The sequence below is a fragment of the Streptomyces sp. NPDC058000 genome, from assembly GCF_042886435.1.
In the GTDB taxonomy this organism is placed as follows: domain Bacteria; phylum Actinomycetota; class Actinomycetes; order Streptomycetales; family Streptomycetaceae; genus Streptomyces.
On sequence record NZ_JBHVQS010000075.1, the window covers coordinates 15,921 to 35,204 of the forward strand.

Annotated in this window: 2 protein-coding genes; both read left to right on the top strand. The window is 75.3% G+C overall.

Annotated features, from left to right (window positions below; translation table 11 throughout):
• Nucleotides 1-3: 3 nt before the first annotated feature.
• Complete coding sequence (locus ACFVT2_RS38740; protein WP_390025973.1) at nucleotides 4-16,341, top strand: type I polyketide synthase; 16,338 nt, start codon at nucleotides 4-6, stop codon at nucleotides 16,339-16,341.
• Nucleotides 16,342-16,396: 55 nt separating this feature from the next.
• On the top strand, nucleotides 16,397-19,284 hold a 2,888-nt coding region (locus ACFVT2_RS38745; RefSeq protein ID WP_390025975.1), incomplete at its 3' end, for a type I polyketide synthase.

Sequence of the window (19,284 nt, forward strand, 5' to 3'; positions counted from 1 at the left end):
ACGATGAACGCGCCCGGCAACCCCGATAACCCCGACACCCCCGATAAGGCAGTAGTCGCCGCACTCCGCGCCGCGGTCAAGGAGACCGACCGGCTCCGGCGGCAGAACCGGATGCTGGTCGCGGCGGCCACCGAACCGATCGCCGTGGTCGGTATGGCCTGCCGCTTCCCCGGCGCCGTCAACTCCCCGGAAGCGCTCTGGGAGATGGTTGCCGCCGGCACCGACGTGATCTCCGGATTCCCCGCGGACCGCGGCTGGGACCTCGACGCACTGCGCAACAGCGGTACCGACGCCCGGGACACCGAGGTCAGCCAGCGCGGCGGATTCCTGGACTGCATCGCCGACTTCGACCCCGGGTTCTTCGGGATCTCGCCGCGTGAAGCGGTCACCATGGACCCCCAGCAGCGACTCCTGCTGACCACCGCCTGGGAGGCCGTCGAGCGGGCCGGCATCGACGCCACCGCCCTGCGCTCCACCCGCACGGGCGCGTTCATCGGCACCAACGGACAGGACTACGCCTACCTCCTCGTCCGCTCCCTGGACGACGCCACCGGCGACGTCGGCACCGGTATCGCCGCCAGCGCCGCCTCCGGCCGGCTCTCCTACACCCTCGGCCTCGAAGGCCCCGCGCTCACCGTCGACACCGCCTGCTCCTCGTCGCTGGTCGCCCTGCACCTGGCCGTACAGGCGCTGCGCAACGGCGAATGCGGGATGGCGCTGGCCGGCGGCGTCAACGTGATGGCCACACCGGGCTCACTGGTCGAGTTCAGCCGCCAGGGCGGACTGGCCCGGGACGGCCGCTGCAAGGCGTTCGCGGACTCCGCCGACGGCACCGGCTGGTCCGAAGGCGCCGGCGTGCTGCTGCTGGAACGGCTCTCCGACGCCCACCGCCACGGCCACCCGGTGCTCGCCGTGGTCCGCGGCTCCGCCGTCAACCAGGACGGCGCCTCCAACGGCTTCACCGCCCCCAACGGCCCCTCCCAGCAGCGCGTCATCCGCCAGGCGCTCGCCAACGCCGGCCTCACCCCCGGCGACATCGACGCCGTCGAAGCCCACGGCACCGGCACCCCGCTCGGCGACCCCATCGAGGCCCAGAGCATCCTCGCCACCTACGGCCAGGACCGCGCCCACCCCGTGCTGCTCGGCTCGATCAAGTCGAACATGGGCCACACCCAGGCGGCGTCCGGCGTCGCCGGCGTGATCAAAATGATCATGGCGATGCGGCACGGCATCCTCCCGGAAACCCTGCACGTCGACCGGCCCTCCACCCACGTCGACTGGACTGCCGGCAACGTCGAACTCCTCACCGACGCCCGCCCGTGGCCCACGACCGGCCGGCCCCGCCGCACCGGCGTCTCCTCCTTCGGCGTCAGCGGCACCAACGCCCACGTCATCGTCGAACAGGCCCCGGACACCCCCGCCCCCGCCCCCGACGACACCCCGCCCCGCACCCCACAGGCACTGCCGTGGCTGCTCTCCGCCCGCACCGGGGCCGCCCTGCACGCCCAGGCCACCGCCCTGCTCGACCACCTCGACACCGACGGCGCGCCCACCGCCCTCGACACCGCGTTCTCCCTCGCCACCACCCGCGCCGCCCTGGAGCACCGGCTCGCCGTCGTCACCGGCCCGGACGGCGCCGCCGGCCGCGCCGCCCTCACCGCCTGGCTCGCGCACGGCACCGCCCCCGGCAGTCACGAAGGACACGCCGCCGCCCGCACCCGCTGCGCCGCCCTCTTCTCCGGACAGGGCGCCCAACGCCTCGGCATGGGGCGGGAGTTGTACGACCGCTTCCCGGTGTTCGCCCAGGCCCTCGACACCACCGTGGACCTGCTCGACGCCGAACTGGGCGGCGCCCTGCGGGAAGTGATCTGGGGCACCGACGACGCCCCCCTGAACGAGACCGGCTGCACCCAGCCCGCGCTCTTCGCCATCGAGGTCGCGCTGTACCGCCTCACCGAATCGTGGGGCGTCACCCCGAACTTCGTCGCCGGCCACTCCATCGGCGAGATCGCCGCCGCCCACGTCGCCGGGGTGTTCTCCCTGGAGGACGCCTGCACCCTCGTGGCCGCCCGCGCCAACCTGATGCAGGCACTGCCCCGTGGTGGCGCCATGGTCGCCGTCGAGGCCACCGAGGACGAGGTGACGCCGCTGCTCACCGACGGCGTCGCGATCGCCGCGGTCAACGGCCCGACCTCGCTCGTCGTCTCCGGCGACGAGACCGCCACCCTCGCCGTCGCCGCCCGCCTGGCCGAACAGGGCCGCCGCACCACCCGGCTCCGCGTCAGCCACGCCTTCCACTCACCGCTGATGGACCCGATGCTGGCGGAGTTCCGCGCGGTCGCCGAGGGCCTCACCTACGGCGAACCGCAGATCCCGGTGGTCTCCAACCTCACCGGCGCGGTCGCCGACGGCACCCTGCTCGGCACGGCCGACTACTGGGTCCGGCACGTCCGCGAGGCGGTCCGCTTCGCCGACGGCATCCGCGCCCTCACCGACGCCGGCGTCGGCGCCTTCCTCGAACTCGGCCCCGACGGCACGCTCGCCGCCCTGGCCCAGCAGTCCGCCCCCGACACCGTGACCGTCCCCGTCCTGCGCAAGGACCGGGACGAGGAGCCGTCCGCGGTCGCCGCACTGGCCCGGCTGCACACCGCCGGCGTACCGGTGGACTGGACGGCGTTCTACGCCGGCACCGGGGCCCGCCGCACCGACCTGTCGACGTACGCCTTCCAGTACGAGCGCTACTGGCCCAAGACCACCTACCGACCGGCCGACGCCACCGGTCTCGGGCTGGCCGCCGCCGACCACCCGCTGCTCGGCGCCGCCATGTCCGTCGCCGGATCCGATGAACTCCTCCTCACCGGCACCCTGTCGCTCGCCACCCACCCCTGGCTCGCCGACCACGTCGTCGGCGGCATGGTCTTCTTCCCCGGCACCGGTTTCCTCGAACTGGCCGTCCGCGCCGCCGACCAGGTCGGCTGTGATCGCGTCGAGGAGCTGATGCTCGCCGCACCGCTGGTCCTGCCCGCCACCGGCACCGTCCAGATGCAGATCGCGGTCGGCGCCGCCGACCAGGACGGCGCCCGCGACCTGCGGTTCTTCACCCGCCCCGGGGCCGACCAGGACGCCGCCTGGACCCAGCACGCCACCGGCCGGATCACCGACGGCGAGCACGTCCTCGCCTTCGACACCACCGCCTGGCCACCCCGCGACGCGGAATCCATCACCCTCGACGGCCTCTATGACCGCTACCGCGCCAACGGACTCGACTACGGGCCGGTCTTCCGCGGCCTGCGTGCCGTGTGGCGCCGCGACGCGGAGATCTACGCCGAGGTCGCACTGCCCGACGGCGTCACCGACGCCGACACGTTCGGCCTGCACCCCGCCCTCTTCGACGCCGTCCTGCACAGCACCCTCTTCGCCTCCGCCGACGGCGACCACCGCAGCCTCCTGCCGTTCGCCTGGAACGGCGTGTCCCTGCACGCCTCCGGCGCGGCCGCGCTGCGCGTCCGGATCACCAACTGCGGTACCGACGCCGTGGAGATCACCGCCGTCGACCCGCAGGGCCGCCCGGTCATCTCCGTCGAGTCCCTGACGCTGCGCGCCGCCGGTCCCGACACCGCCGACCACCGCGCCGACGCGGGCTCCCTCTTCCGCATGGACTGGACGCCCCGCACCGTCCACGCCCCCACCACCCCCGCCACCTGGGCCGTCCTCGGCGACGACCCGCTCGGCCTGACCGCGGCACTCACCGCCGCCGGCCCCGAAACCGTCGCGGACCTCCACGCGCCCCTCGCCACCCTCGCCGAACTCACCGCCCGCGACGACCGGCCCGTGCCCGACATCGTCGCCGTACCCCTGTGCGGCGCCACCGACCGCGGACCGGAGGCCGCCCACGACCTGACCCGCACCGTCCTGGCACTGCTCCAGGCATGGCTGGCCGAGGACCGCCTCGCCCCGTCCCGGCTGCTGCTCGTCACCCGAGGCGCGGTCGCCGACGGCGAGTCCGGCCCGCTCGACCTGGCCGCCGCCCCGGTCTGGGGCCTGGTGCGCGCCGCCCAGTCCGAGAACCCCGGCCGTCTGCTGCTCGTCGACCTCGACGACACCAGCGAGTCCGCAGCCCAACTCCCGTTCCTGCCCGCCCTCTTCGACGCCGACGAACCCCAGGCACTGGTCCGCGGCGGCACGGTCCGCGTCGGCCGGCTCGCCCGCCTGGACTCCGGCCGCGGCCTCGTCCCGCCGCCCGGTACGCCGTGGCGCCTGGGCAGCCGCGCCAAGGGCAGCCTCGACGGCCTCGCCCTGCAACCCCACCCCGAGGTACAACGGCCGCTCACCGGCCACGAGGTACGCGTCGGCATCCGCGCGGCGGGCCTGAACTTCCGGGACGTCCTCAACGCGCTCGGTATGTACCCCGGTGATGCGGGGTTGTTCGGTTCGGAGGCGGCCGGTGTGGTCGTCGAGGTCGGGCCGGACGTCACCGGTCTCGCCCCCGGCGACCGCGTGATGGGCATGCTCTTCGGCGGCTTCGGGCCGCTCGGCATCGCCGACGCACGCCTGCTCACCCCGGTCCCCGACGGCTGGTCCTGGGAGACGGGTGCCTCTGTGCCGTTGGTGTTCCTCACCGCGTACTACGCCCTGAAGGAGTTGGGTGGTCTGCGGGCGGGGGAGAGGGTGCTGGTGCATGCCGGTGCCGGCGGTGTCGGGATGGCTGCGATCCAGATCGCCCGGCATCTTGGTGCCGAGGTGTTCGCCACGGCCAGTGAGGGCAAGTGGGAGGTGCTGCGTTCGCTGGGGGTGGCCGACGACCACATTGCCTCCTCCCGCTCCCTGGACTTCGAGGCGGCGTTCGCCGAGGTCGCCGGAGCCGACGGCCTGGACGTCGTACTGAACGCGCTGTCGGGCGAGTTCGTCGACGCCTCGATGCGGCTGCTCGGCGACGGCGGCCGCTTCCTGGAGATGGGCAAGACCGACATCCGCCCCGCGGACTCCGTCCCGGACAACCTCTCCTACCACTCCTTCGACCTCGGCACGGTCGACCCCGAACGCATCCAGCAGATGCTGCGCGACCTCGTCGACCTGTTCGACCGCGACGTCCTCAGCCCGCTGCCGGTCCGCAGTTGGGACGTCCGCCGCGCCGGCGAGGCGTTCCGCTTCATGAGCCTGGCCCAGCACATCGGCAAGATCGTGCTGACCGTGCCCCAGCCGCTCAACCCCGACGGCACCGTCCTGATCACCGGCGGCACCGGCGGCCTGGCCGGCCTGCTCGCCCGCCACCTGGTCACCGAACACGGCGCCCGCCACCTCCTCCTCGCCGGCCGCCGCGGACCCGACGCACCCGGCGCCCCGGAACTCCACGCGGAACTCACCGCGCTCGGCGCCGACGTCACCCTCGCCGCCTGCGACGCCGCCGACCGCGACGCCCTCGCCGCACTCCTCGCCACCGTGCCCGCCGAACACCCCCTCACCGCGGTCGTGCACACCGCCGGCGTGCTCGACGACGGCACCCTCACCTCCCTTACCCCCGACCGCCTCGCCGCCGTCCTCCGGCCCAAGGTCGACGCCGCCTGGCACCTGCACGACCTCACGCACGACCTCGACCTGACCGGGTTCGTGCTGTACTCCTCGACCGCCGGCGTCATGGGCGGCCCGGGCCAGGCCAACTACGCGGCCGGCAACACCTTCCTCGACGCGCTCGCCGCCCACCGCCACGCCCTCGGCCTGCCCGCCACCTCGCTCGCCTGGGGCGCCTGGGAACAGGGCGCCGGCATGACCGGCACCCTGACCGACCACGACCTCCGCCGGGTCGGCGACGCCGGCGGCCCACCGCTGCTCTCCGCCGCACGCGGCCTCGCCCTGTACGACGCCGCCACCGCCGCCGACGAACCGCTGATCGTCCCCCTCGGCCTGACCGGCGGCACACTGCCCGCCGCGGCCGGCGTCCCCGCCGTACTGCGCGGCCTGGTCCGCACCAGCGGCCGCCGCGCCCGGGCCGGCTCCGCCGGCGTCTCCCGCGCGGGCCTGGCCGAACGCCTCGCCGCCCTCCCGGAGGAGGAGCGCACACCGTTCCTCGTCGAGCTGGTGCGCACCGAAGCCGCCACCGTCCTCGGCCACGGCTCCGCCGACCCCGTCGACGCCCGCCGCGAATTCCGGCAGCTCGGCTTCGACTCGCTGACCGCCATCGAGCTGCGCAACCGGCTCGGCAAGGCCACCGGCCTCCCCCTGCCCGCCACGCTGATCTTCGACTACCCGACCCCCGACCGGCTCGCCGGCTACCTCCACGACGAACTCCTCGGCACGGACGCCGCGGTGGCCGTCACCGCCGCCGCACCGGCCGCCGCAGCGGACGACGACCCGATCGTCATCGTCGGCATGAGCTGCCGCTTCCCCGGCGGCGTCGGCTCGCCGGAGGACCTGTGGGAGCTGGTGGCGGCCGGCACCGACGCGATCACCGGCTTCCCCGCCGACCGCGAGTGGGACCGCCACCCGCCGCTCGGCGGCGGCATCCCCGGCGCCCTCGCCGGCCAGGGCGGATTCCTCCGCGACGTCGCCGACTTCGACGCCGCGTTCTTCGGCATCTCGCCGCGCGAGGCGCTCGCCATGGACCCGCAGCAGCGCATCCTCCTCGAAGTCGCCTGGGAGGCCGCCGAACGCGCCGGTATCGACCCGCACGCCCTGCGCGGCAGCCACACCGGCGTCTTCATGGGCGTCAGCGGCCAGGACTACTCCGGCCTGGTGATGCGCTCCCGGGACGACATCGCCGGCCACGCCACCACCGGCCTCGCCGTCAGCGTCGTCTCCGGCCGCCTCGCCTACGCCCTCGGACTGGAGGGCCCGGCCCTCTCCGTGGACACCGCCTGCTCCTCCTCCCTGGTGTCCCTGCACCTGGCCGCCCAGGCGCTGCGCGCCGGCGAGTGCACCATGGCCCTGGCCGGCGGCGTCACCGTCATGACCACGGCCGCCAACTTCACCGGCTTCTCCCGGATGGGCGGCCTCGCCCAGGACGGCCGCTGCAAGGCGTTCTCCGACTCCGCCGACGGCACCGGCTGGTCCGAAGGCGCCGCCGTACTCGTCCTGGAACGCCTCTCCGCCGCCCGGCGCGCCGGCCACCGCGTGCTCGCCCTGGTGCGCGGCTCGGCCGTCAACCAGGACGGTGCCTCCAACGGCCTGACGGCGCCCAACGGCCCGGCCCAGCAGCGGGTCATCCGGCAGGCCCTCGCCAACGCGGGCCTGTCCCCGGTCGACGTGGACGCCGTCGAGGCGCACGGCACCGGCACCCCGCTCGGCGACCCCATCGAGGCCCAGGCACTGATCGCCACCTACGGCACCGACCGTGACCCCGAACGGCCGCTGCTGCTCGGTTCGGTGAAGTCCAACATCGGCCACACCCAGTCCGCCGCCGGCGCGGCCGGCCTGGTCAAGATGGTGCTGGCCATGCGGCACGGCACGCTGCCGCAGACCCTGCACGTCACCGAGCCGTCCTCGCACGTGGACTGGTCGGACGGCACCGTGCATCTGCTCACCGAGTCCACTGCCTGGCCGGAGACCGGTCGGGTCCGCCGGGCCGGGGTCTCCTCGTTCGGCATCAGCGGTACCAACGCCCACGTCATCCTGGAACAGCCACCGGCCGAGCCCCGGCCCGCTGCCGTCGAAGGCCGGCCCGCACCCGCGGTGGTGGCCTGGCCCGTCTCCGCGCAGACCTCGGCCGCCCTCGACGCCCAACTGGACCGCCTGCGCACCGCCGCCACCACCCTGCCGCCCCTCGACACCGCGCACACCCTGGCCACCGGCCGCTCCCTCTTCGAACACCGCGCCGTCCTGCTCGCCCCCGGCGGCTCTCCGATGACCGACGCCGCCGACCTGGCCGCCGCCGACCTGATCGAGGTCGCCAGGGGAGCGGCGACACCGCACCGCACCGCGTTCCTGTTCTCGGGGCAGGGTGCTCAGCGGTTGGGCATGGGGCGTGAACTGCACGCCGCTATCCCGGTGTTCGCCGATGCCTTCGACGCGGTGGTCGAGCTGTTGGACGCCGAGTTGGCCGCCGGCGGTGCCGGTGGAGCCGGTTCCGCCGGGTCGTTGCGGGACGCGATGTGGGGTGCGGAGTCGGAGGTGTTGGACCGTACTCGCTTCACCCAGCCGGCGTTGTTCGCGGTGGAGGTGGCGCTGTTCGGTCTGGTGTCCTCGTGGGGAGTGCGGCCGGAGTTCGTGGCGGGGCATTCGGTCGGTGAGATCGCGGCCGCGCAGGTGGCCGGAGTGTTGTCGTTGGCGGATGCGTGCCGGTTGGTGGTGGCGCGGGCCCGGTTGATGGACGCACTGCCGGCGGGCGGCGTGATGGTGGCGGTGGAGGCCGCCGAGCGGGACGTGGCGCCGCTGCTGGTGGACGGCGTGGCGATTGCCGCGGTCAACGGGCCGACGTCGGTGGTGCTCTCCGGTGCGGAGGCGGCCGTTGGCCCGGTCGTGGACGCGTTGGCCGGACAGGGACGGCGGACTCGTCGTCTGACGGTCAGTCATGCCTTCCATTCGCCGTTGATGGACCCGATGGTGGAGGAGTTCCGCGCGGTCGCCGAGGGCCTGGACTACGGGGAGCCGCGTATTCCCGTGGTGTCGAACGTGACGGGCGGGGTGGCCGCGGCGGGGGAGTTGTGCACTGCGGACTACTGGGTGCGGCATGTCCGGGCGACCGTCCGGTTCGCTGACGGCGTCCGCGCGCTGGCCGATCGCGGCGTCACCGCCTTCCTGGAGATCGGTCCCGACGGCGTCCTGTCCGCGCTGACCGCTGCCTGCCTGCCCGACGGGGACGCCGTCGTGGTGCCCGCCCTGCGCAAGGACCGCGACGAACCGACTGCCCTGCTCACCGGCCTGGCCCGGCTGCACGTCGCCGGAGTGACCGTCGACTGGGCCGCCGCCCTGGCCGGCACCGGGGCACGCGGCGCCGACCTGCCCACCTACGCCTTCCAACGTGAGCGGTTCTGGCCGGAACTGGCCACCGGGCACGAGGACGGTGGCACCGACCCGGCGGACGCGGAGTTCTGGGCCGCGGTGGAGCGCGCGGACGTGTCGGAACTGGCCGCCCGCCTGGATGTCGACGGCGACCGGCTCGGCGCCGTCCTGCCCGCGCTGTCCGCCTGGCGCACCCGACGCCGCACCGACTCGGCCACCAACGCCCTGCGCTACCGGGAAATCTGGGAGCCGCTGTCGCTCGGCGGTACGCGGCACCCCGGCGGCGCCCTGGTGCTGGTGCCCGCCGCCGCGGCCGACGACCCGTGGGTCGCCGAGGTCGTCGCCGTCCTCGGCCCGGACACCCACCGGGTGGACGTCCCGACCGACGGCACCGGCCGGGCCGCGCTCACCGCCCTGCTCACCGGGACGGCGCAGAACCGCGGCCGCACCGCCGTCGTCTCCCTGCTCGCACTCGACGAGACCACCGGCGACGACGCGGTGCCCGCCGGCACCACGGCCACCGCCGCGCTCGTCCAGGCCCTCGCCGACACCGGCTGCCCGGCCCCGCTGTGGGCCCTGACCCGCGGAGCCGTCGCCGCGCTCCCCGGCGAGCAGCCGACCGCCCCCGCCCAGGCCGCCGTCTGGGGCCTCGGCCGGGTCGCCGCCCTCGAACTCCCGGGCCACTGGGGCGGGTTGATCGACCTGCCGGTCGCCCTCGACGAGCGCACCGCGCACCGCCTGCCCGCCGCACTGGCCGGCGACGGTCACGAGGACCAGATCGCCCTGCGCGCCACCGGCGCCTACGGCCGCCGCATCGTCCCCGCCCCCACCCCCGACGACGGGCCGGGCGCGCAGTGGCAGCCGACCGGCACCGTCCTGGTCACCGGCGGCACCGGGGCACTCGGCCGGCACGTGGCCCGCTGGCTCGCCGCCCACGGCGCCGACCACCTGCTGCTGCTCAGCCGCCGCGGCCCCGACGCGCCCGGCGCGGCCGAACTGTCCACCGAACTGACCGCCCTCGGCGCCCGCGTCACCCTCGTGGCCTGCGACGCCGCCGACCGGCAGCAGATGACGCAGGTCCTCGCCGACGTACCGGAGGACTGCCCGCTGACCGCCGTGGTGCACACCGCCGGCGTGCTCGACGACGGCGTGCTGACCGGCCTCACCCCGGACCGGTTCGCCCCGGTCTTCCGCGCCAAGGTCGCCTCCGCCGTCCTCCTCGACGAGCTGACCCGGGACAGTGACCTGGCGGTCTTCGCCCTGTTCTCGTCCGTCGCCGGCGCCGTCGGCAACCCCGGCCAGGCCAGCTACGCCGCCGCCAACGCGGTCCTCGACGCGCTCGCCGAACGCCGCCGCGCCCAGGGGCGTGCGGCCACCTCGCTCGCCTGGGGCGCCTGGGCCGGCGACGGCATGGCCGCCCGCCACACCCGCCCCGGTGCCGGATCCGTCGGCCTGCTCGCCCCGGACCTCGCCGTACCGGCCCTGGCCCGCGCGGTGACCGAACCGCAGCCCACCCTCGTCCTCGCCGACCTCCAGCAGCCACGACTCCTGGAATCGCTGCTGACGCTGCGGCCCAGCCCGCTGCTCGGCAGGCTGCCCGCCGCCCGCACCGCGGCCCGCGCCGTCCAGGAGGCGCACCGCCAACACGCCGGCGCCGCGGCCGGCCTGCGCGACCGACTGGCCGGCACCGCACCCGCCGACCGCCCGGCCGTCCTCCTCCGCATCGTCCGGACCACGGCCGCCGCGGTGCTCGGCCACACCGGAGCCACCGGAGCCGACGCCATCCGGGCCGACAGGCCCTTCCGGGACCTCGGCTTCGACTCGCTGACCGCGGTGGAACTGAGCAACACCCTGGCCGCCGCCACCGGACTGGCCCTCCCGCCCAGCCTCGTCTTCGACCACCCCACACCACGTGCGCTCGCCGAGCACCTCCGCACCGAACTCACCGGCACTCAGGTCGAGTTGGCCTCCGCGACACCGTCGGCACCGGCGCCCGCGGCGGACGACGACCCGATCGTCGTCGTCGGCATGGCCTGCCGCTTCCCCGGCGGCGTCACCACCCCCGAGGAGTTCTGGCAGCTGCTCACCGAAGGCCGCGACGGCATCGACGCGTTCCCCACCGACCGCGGCTGGGACCTCGACGTGCTCGCCGGCGACGGCCAGGGCCACAGCGCCACCCGGGTCGGCGGATTCCTCTACGACGCGGCCGACTTCGACGCCGGTTTCTTCGACATCTCCCCGCGCGAAGCCCTCGCCATGGACCCGCAGCAGCGGCTCCTGCTGGAGACCGCCTGGGAAGCCGTCGAGCGCACCGGCACCGACCCGACCCGGCTGCGCGGCACCCGCACCGGCGTCTTCGTCGGCACCAACGGCCAGGACTACGCCGGCCTCGTGCTGCGCGCCCAGGAAGACGTCGAAGGACACGCCGGCACCGGACTGGCGGCCAGCGTCATCTCCGGCCGGCTCGCCTACGCCTTCGGCTTCGAGGGCCCCGCGGTCACCGTCGACACCGCCTGCTCCTCCTCGCTCGTCGCCCTGCACTGGGCCGCCCAGGCACTGCGCTCGGGCGAGTGCACCATGGCCCTGGCCGGCGGCGTCACCGTCATGACGACCTCGACCAGCTTCGCCGGCTTCACCCGACAGGGCGGCCTGGCGCCGGACGGCCACTGCAAGGCGTTCTCCGACACGGCCGACGGCACCGGCTGGTCCGAGGGCGTGGGCGTCCTCGTCGTCGAACGCCGCTCGGACGCGCTCCGCAACGGTCATGACATCCTGGCCGTGGTGCGGGGCTCGGCCGTCAACCAGGACGGTGCTTCCAACGGCCTGACGGCGCCCAACGGCCCGGCCCAGCAGCGCGTCATCCGCCAGGCCCTGGCCAGCGGCGGCCTGTCCCCGGCCGACGTGGACGCCGTCGAGGCGCACGGCACCGGCACCGTCCTCGGCGACCCCATCGAGGCCCAGGCACTCCTCGCCACCTACGGCCAGGACCGTCCGCAGGACCGGCCGCTGCTGCTCGGCTCGGTGAAGTCCAACATCGGCCACACCCAGGCCGCCGCCGGCGTCGCCGGCCTGGTCAAGATGGTGCTGGCCCTCCAACACGGCACACTGCCGCGGACCCTGCACGTCACGGACCCCTCCACCCGGGTCGACTGGTCCACCGGCGCCGTGCACCTGCTCACCGAGTCCACCGGGTGGCCGGAGACCGGTCGGGTCCGCCGGGCCGGGGTCTCCTCGTTCGGAATCAGCGGCACCAACGCCCACGTCATCCTGGAACAGGCCCCGCCGCGCGAACCGGACACCGCACCGGAGGCAGCGACGCGGACGCCCGCCGTCACCCCGTGGGCCGTCTCGGCACGGTCGGCCGCCGCACTCGACGCCCAGCTCGCGCGGGTGCGGGCCTGCGCCGCCGACCAGGCCGGCCCGCGGCCCGCCGACCTGGCCCACTCGCTCGTCACCAGCCGGTCCACCTTTGAACACCGGGCCGTCCTGCTGGCCGCCGCCGACGGCATCACCGAGGCCGCCCGCGCCGAGGCCCGCGAACGCAGCACCGCGTTCCTGTTCTCGGGGCAGGGTGCTCAGCGGTTGGGCATGGGGCGTGAACTGCACGCCGCTTTCCCGGTGTTCGCCGATGCCTTCGACGCGGTGGTCGAGTTGTTGGACGCGGAGTCGGGTGTTGGGGCCGCGGAGGGTGGGTCGTTGCGGGAGGTGATGTGGGGCGCGGAGCCGGAGGTGTTGGACCGTACTCGCTACACCCAGCCGGCGTTGTTCGCGGTGGAGGTGGCGTTGTTCCGGTTGGTGTCCTCGTGGGGGGTGCGGCCGGAGTGGGTGGCCGGGCATTCGGTGGGAGAGGTGGCGGCCGCTCATGTGGCCGGGGTGTTGTCGTTGGTGGATGCGTGCCGTTTGGTGGTGGCGCGGGCTCGGTTGATGGACGCGTTGCCGGTGAGCGGCGTGATGGTGGCGGTGGAGGCCGCCGAGCGGGACGTTGCGCCGCTGTTGGTGGAGGGGGTGGCGGTTGCCGCGGTGAACGGGCCGGTGTCGGTGGTGGTTTCCGGTGCGGAGGAGGGTGTTGCGCAGGTCGTCGATCGGTTGGTGGAGCGGGGGCGGCGGACCCGTCGCCTTGCGGTCAGTCATGCCTTCCACTCACCGTTGATGGACCCGATGCTGGACGCGTTCCGCGCGGTCGCCGAAAGCCTCGACTACCAGGAGCCGCGCATCCCCGTGGTGTCGAACGTGACCGGCGAGGTGGCCGCGGCGGGGGAGTTGTGCACCGCGGACTACTGGGTGCGGCATGTCCGGGCGACCGTCCGGTTCGCCGACGGCGTCCGCGCGCTGGCCGACCGCGGCGCCACAGCCTTCCTGGAGATCGGCCCCGACGGCGTCCTGTCCGCCCTGACCGCCGCCTGCCTGCCCGACGGGGACGCCGTCGTGGTGCCCGCCCTGCGCAAGGACCGCCCCGAGGAGCCCGCGGCCCTCACCGCAGCCGCCCGGCTGCACGTGGCCGGCGTCGACGTCGACTGGACCGGGGTCCTGGCCGGCACCGGTGGACGACGGGTCGACCTGCCCACCTACGCCTTCCAGCGCGAACGGTTCTGGCCCTCCCTCGCCACCGGGACGCCCGGCGACGCCGGCGGCCTCGGTCTGGAAGCCGGCCGGCACCCGCTGCTCGGCGCCGCGACCACCGTCGCCGGATCCGCGGAGATCCTGCTCACCGGCCGCCTGTCGGCCACCACCCAGCCGTGGCTGGCGGCCTACGAACAGGACGGTCGGACCGTCCTGCCGGCCGCGGTCCTCGCCGAACTCGCCGTCCGCGCCGCCGACGAGGCCGACTGCCCGACCGTGGCGGAACTGACCGTCACCGCACCGCTCGTCCTCACCGGCACGCAGGCCCAACGCCTCCAGGTCAAGGTGGCCACGCCCGACGCCGCCGGCCGGCGCGCGCTGTCCGTGCACACCCGGCCCGACGACGGCACCGACGGCCCCTGGACCCGGCACGCCACCGCGGTCCTCACCCACGACATCCCGCAGCCCCCGGCGGCGGACCCGGTCTGGCCGCCGGAGCGCGCCGTGCCCTGCGACGCACCGCTCACCACCACCGGACCCGCCGGAATCGCGTCGGCCTGGCGGCGGGGCGACCAGGTCTTCGCCGAGATCGACATCCCCGAACTCGGGCCGGCCGAGCGGGCGTTCGCGCTCCACCCGGCACTCCTGGACACCGCGGCCCGCGCCGCCGGCCTGCTCGACGGCGACGCGACCCTCGACGCCCTCGGCTGGCAGGGCCTCGCGCTGCACGCCGCGTCCGCCACCTCCCTACGGGTCCGCCTGACCCCGGACGGCGCGGACACCTGGGCCCTGGAGGCCGCCGACCCGCAGGGCGCCCCGGTCGTCTCCGTCACCGGGATCACCCTGGGCACGCCCGTCGTCGAGCGGCCGGAGGCGGGGACGGCCGGCTCCGGGGCGGTCCTGCTCGACCTGGACTGGGTGCCCGCACCCGAGGTCACACGTACCGGCGCCAGGCACCCGTACGCCGTGCTCGGCGGCGAACGGCCGGAGTTCGCGGCGGTGTTGGGGTCCGCGGAGGGCGGCCCCGGGCGCGTGGTGTCGCTGGCCGAGTTGCTGGACAGCGGTGCGCCGCTGCCCCCGCTCGTGCTCGCGCCGGTGATCGGTGCGCCGCCCCGGGACGGCGACCTGCCCGCCGCGATCCGCGCCACCACCACGGCGGTGCTGGAACTGCTGCAGAGCTGGACCGCCGACGCCCGCACCACGGACGCGCGCCTGGTCATCGTCACCCGAGGTGCGGTGGCCGCCGGAACCGAGGACGTGCCCGATCTGGCCGCGGCCCCGGTCTGGGGGCTGGTCCGCTCGGCGCAGTCGGAGCACCCCGGCAGCTTCCTGCTGCTCGACCTCGACCCCGCCGACCCCGCGGGAGCCGCCCGCGCCGCCGCACCGGACGGCCTGGCGGCCCTGCTCGACGCGGGCGAGACCCAGGCCGCGGTGCGCGGCGGCACACTGACCGTCGCCCGACTGACCGGCGCCACCGGCGGGCCCGACAGCACCGCACCGCACCCGGTGCGGGCCTGGGACCGCGACGGCACCGTTCTGATCACCGGCGGCACCGGTGGTCTGGCCGCCGTCCTGGCCCGCCATCTCGTCACCGGACACGGCGTCAAACACCTGCTGCTCGCCGGCCGCCGCGGCCCGGACGCCCCCGGCGCGACCGCCCTGCGCGACGAACTGGCCACGCTCGGCGCCGAGGTCACCGTCGCCGCCTGCGACGTCGCCGACCGCACCGCCCTGGACGGGCTCCTCGCCCAACTCCCGCCGGAACACCCGCTGACGGCCGTCGTACACACCGCCGGGATACTGGACGACGCCACCGTGGGCACGCTGACGCCTCCGCGGTTGGACGGCGTCCTGCGGGCCAAGGCCGACGCCGCCTGGCACCTGCACGATGCCACCCGCGGCCTCGACCTGGCCGGGTTCGTGCTGTACTCCTCGGTCGCCGGCGTCACCGGCGGCCCCGGCCAGGGCAACTACGCCGCCGCCAACACCTTCCTCGACGCGCTCGCCGCGCACCGCGCCGCCCAGGGCCTGCCCGGTCTGTCGCTGGCCTGGGGACCGTGGAGCCAGGACGCCGGCATGACGAGCACCCTCGGCGGCGTCGACCTGGCCCGCCTGGAGCGCTCGGGGAAGCCGCCGCTCACACCGGAACAGGGCCTGGCCCTGTTCGACGCGGCCGCGGCCCGGGGCGACGGGTTCGCCGTGGCGGTACGCCTCGCCTGGGCCGCCGCCGCGCCCGCCGACGGCCAGGTCCCCGCGGTGCTGCGCGCCCTGGTGCGCGGCCGCCGCCGTACCACCGCCGCGGCCGGATCCACCGGGGGACTGGCGCGGCGCCTGGCGGCGCTGGACGCCGGAGCGCGGTACCAGGCCCTGGTCGATGTGGTCCGCAGCGAGACCGCTGCCGTGCTCGGCCACACCGGGACGGACGCCGTCCCCGCCGAACGGGACTTCAACCGGCTGGGCTTCGACTCCCTGATGGCGGTCGAACTGCGAACCCGGCTGGCCGCCGCCACCGGCACCCGGCTGCCGGCCACGCTCGTCTTCGACCACCCCACCCCGGCCGCGGTCGCCCGGTACCTCGACCCGGCACTGTTCGGCGGCGACCGGACCGGCTCCGACCGCTCTCCGCTGGCCGAACTCGACCGTATCGCGGCGCAGTTGTCACCGGACGGTGTGGACGACGCCACGCGCCAGGACGTCGCCGGGCGGCTCCGGAAGTTGCTGGCCCAATGGGACGGCACCCGGCAGGACGACGGCCGGCCGGCCGTCGACGCCCGCATCGAAGCGGCGAGCGCCGACGAGGTCCTCGCCTTCATCGACCACGAGCTCGGCCGGCAGACGGACTCCTGACCCGCCCGACTCCCGTCGCTCGCGCCCACCACATCTGAGGAAGGTTTCACGGACGATGCCGGACGAAAAGAAGCTCGTCGACTACCTGAAGTGGGTCACGGTGGACCTCCACCAGACCCGCCAGCGCCTCCAGGACCTGGAAGCGGGCCGCCACGAACCCGTGGCCATCGTCGGCATGGCCTGCCGCCTGCCCGGCGGCGTGCGCTCCCCGGAGGGCCTGTGGGAGCTGCTGTCCGCCGGCCGGGACGGTATCGAGCCGTTCCCCACCGACCGCGGCTGGGACCTGGCGGCCCTGGCCGGCGACGGCCCCCACCGCAGCGCCACCCAGGAGGGCGGATTCCTCGCCGACGCGGCCGACTTCGACCCAGGCTTCTTCGACATCTCCCCGCGGGAAGCGCTCGCCATGGACCCGCAGCAGCGGCTCCTCCTGGAGACCGCCTGGGAGGCCGTCGAACGCGCCGGCATCGACCCGGCCGGGCTGCGCTCCACCCGCACCGGCGTGTTCGTCGGCACCAACGGCCAGGACTACGCGCACCTGGTCCTCGCCGCACAGGACGACCTGGGCGGCTACGCGGGCAACGGCCTGGCCGCCAGCGTGCTCTCCGGCCGCCTCGCCTTCGCCCTCGGCCTCGAAGGCCCCGCCGTCACCCTCGACACCGCCTGCTCCTCGTCCCTGGTGACCCTGCACCTGGCCGCACAGGCCGTCCGCGCCGGTGAATGCGGTCTCGCCCTGGCCGGTGGCGTCACCGTGATGGCAACCTCGTCGAGCTTCGCCGGCTTCAGCATCCAGGGCGGACTGGCCTCCGACGGTCGCTGCAAGGCGTTCGCCGAGGCCGCCGACGGCACCGCCTGGTCCGAGGGCGCCGGCCTGCTCCTCGTCGAACGGCTCTCCGACGCCCGGCGCAACGGCCACCCGGTACTCGCCGTGCTGCGCGGCTCCGCCGTCAACCAGGACGGCGCCTCCAACGGCCTCAGCGCCCCCAACGGCCCGGCCCAGCAGCGGGTCATCCGCCAGGCACTGGCCGGCGCCGGCCTCGCCCCGGGCGACGTGGACGCGGTGGAGGCACACGGCACCGGCACCCGCCTCGGCGACCCCATCGAGGCCGGCGCACTGCTCGCCACCTACGGCCAGGACCGGCCCGCCGACCGCCCACTGTGGCTCGGCTCCGTGAAGTCCAACCTCGGCCACACCCAGGCCGCCGCCGGCGTCACCGGGGTCATCAAGATGGTGCTGGCCCTCCGCCACGGACTGCTCCCGCAGACCCTGCACATCGACGCCCCGTCCCCGCACATCGACTGGGACGCCGGCGCCGTACGGCTGCTCACCGAGCCCGTCGCCTGGCCCGAGGGCGACCGGGTGCGCCGGGCCGCCGTCTCCTCCTTCGGCATCAGCGGTACCAACGCCCACGTCATCCTCGAAGAGGCGCCTCAAGAAAGCGAGTTGACGCCAGAGTCGGAACTCGGTGCGGCACCGGTCGCCTGCGTCGCCGCGCAGCCCGCGCCCGCGCCGGGGGCAGCTGACCCCGTGCGGCCGGGCGTCGTGCCGTGGCCGGTCGCCGCCCGCACCGCCGCAGCCCTCGACGACCAGCTCACGCGGGTCCGCGCGTTGACCACCGGGCCCGGGCGCACCCCCGCCGACCTCGGCTTTGCGCTCGCCACCACCCGCACCGCGTTCGCCCACCGTGCGCTGCTGGTCCACGAGGGCGACACCCTCACCGAGGCGGCTCGCGGCAGCGTCCCCACCACCGGCCGAGGCCACCTGGCCGTTCTCTTCTCCGGCCAGGGCGCACAGCACCTGGGCATGGGCCGCGCACTCCACGCCCGCTACCCGGTCTTCGCCGCCGCCTTCGACGAGGCCACCGACCTGCTCGACGCCCGGCTCGGCACCCGACTGCGCGACGTCGTCTGGGGTACGGACCGGGCCCTCCTCGACGACACCCGCCACACCCAGCCCGCGCTGTTCGCCGTCGAGGTCGCGCTGTACCGCCTGCTGACCTCCTGGGACATCCGGCCCGACTACGTCACCGGACACTCCCTCGGCGAGATCACCGCCGCGCACGTCGCCGGCGTACTGTCCCTCGCGGACGCCTGCACCCTGGTGACGGCCCGCGCCGCCGCCATGCACGAACTGCCGCCGGGCGGCGCGATGGTGGCACTGGAGGCCACCGAGGACGAGGTGCGCCCGCTGCTGGCCGACGGCGCCGCGATCGCCGCGATCAACGCCCCCAGGGCCGTCGTCGTCTCCGGCGCCGAGGACGCCGTCCTCGCCGTCCGCCGGCACTTCGACGGCCTGGAACGCCGCACCACCCGGCTCCCGGTCAGCCACGCCTTCCACTCGCCGCTCATGGACCCGATGCTCGACGCCTTCCACGACGCCATCGCCCCCCTCACCTTCGCCGAGCCGAAGATCCCCGTCGTCGCCAACCTCACCGGACTCCCGGCCGCCGCCGAGGAGTTGGCCACCCCGGAATACTGGGTGCGCCACGTCCGGCAGGCCGTCCGCTTCGGCGACGGCGTGCGCGCCCTCGCCGACCGCGGCGTGCGGACCTTCCTCGAACTCGGCCCGGACGCCGCGCTGTCCGCCCTGGTCCGCGACAACCTGCCCGACCCGGGCACCGTCGCCGTCCCCGCCCTGCGCAAGGACCGGCCGGAGGAGACCACCGTGCTCGGCGCCCTGGGCACCCTCTGGGCCCATGGCGCGGAGGTCGACTGGGACGCGGTGTTCGCCGGCACCCGCACCCCGCAGGCCGACCCCGTCGAGCTGCCGACGTACGCCTTCCAGCGCGAGCGCTACTGGCCGACCCTCCGGGCCCGCTCCGGCGACCCGGCCGAACTCGGCCTGACCGCCGCCGCCCACCCGCTGCTCGGCGCCACCGTCACCCTCGCCGACGCCGACGAGACCGTGCTCACCGGCCGCCTCGGGCTCCCCACCCACCCCTGGCT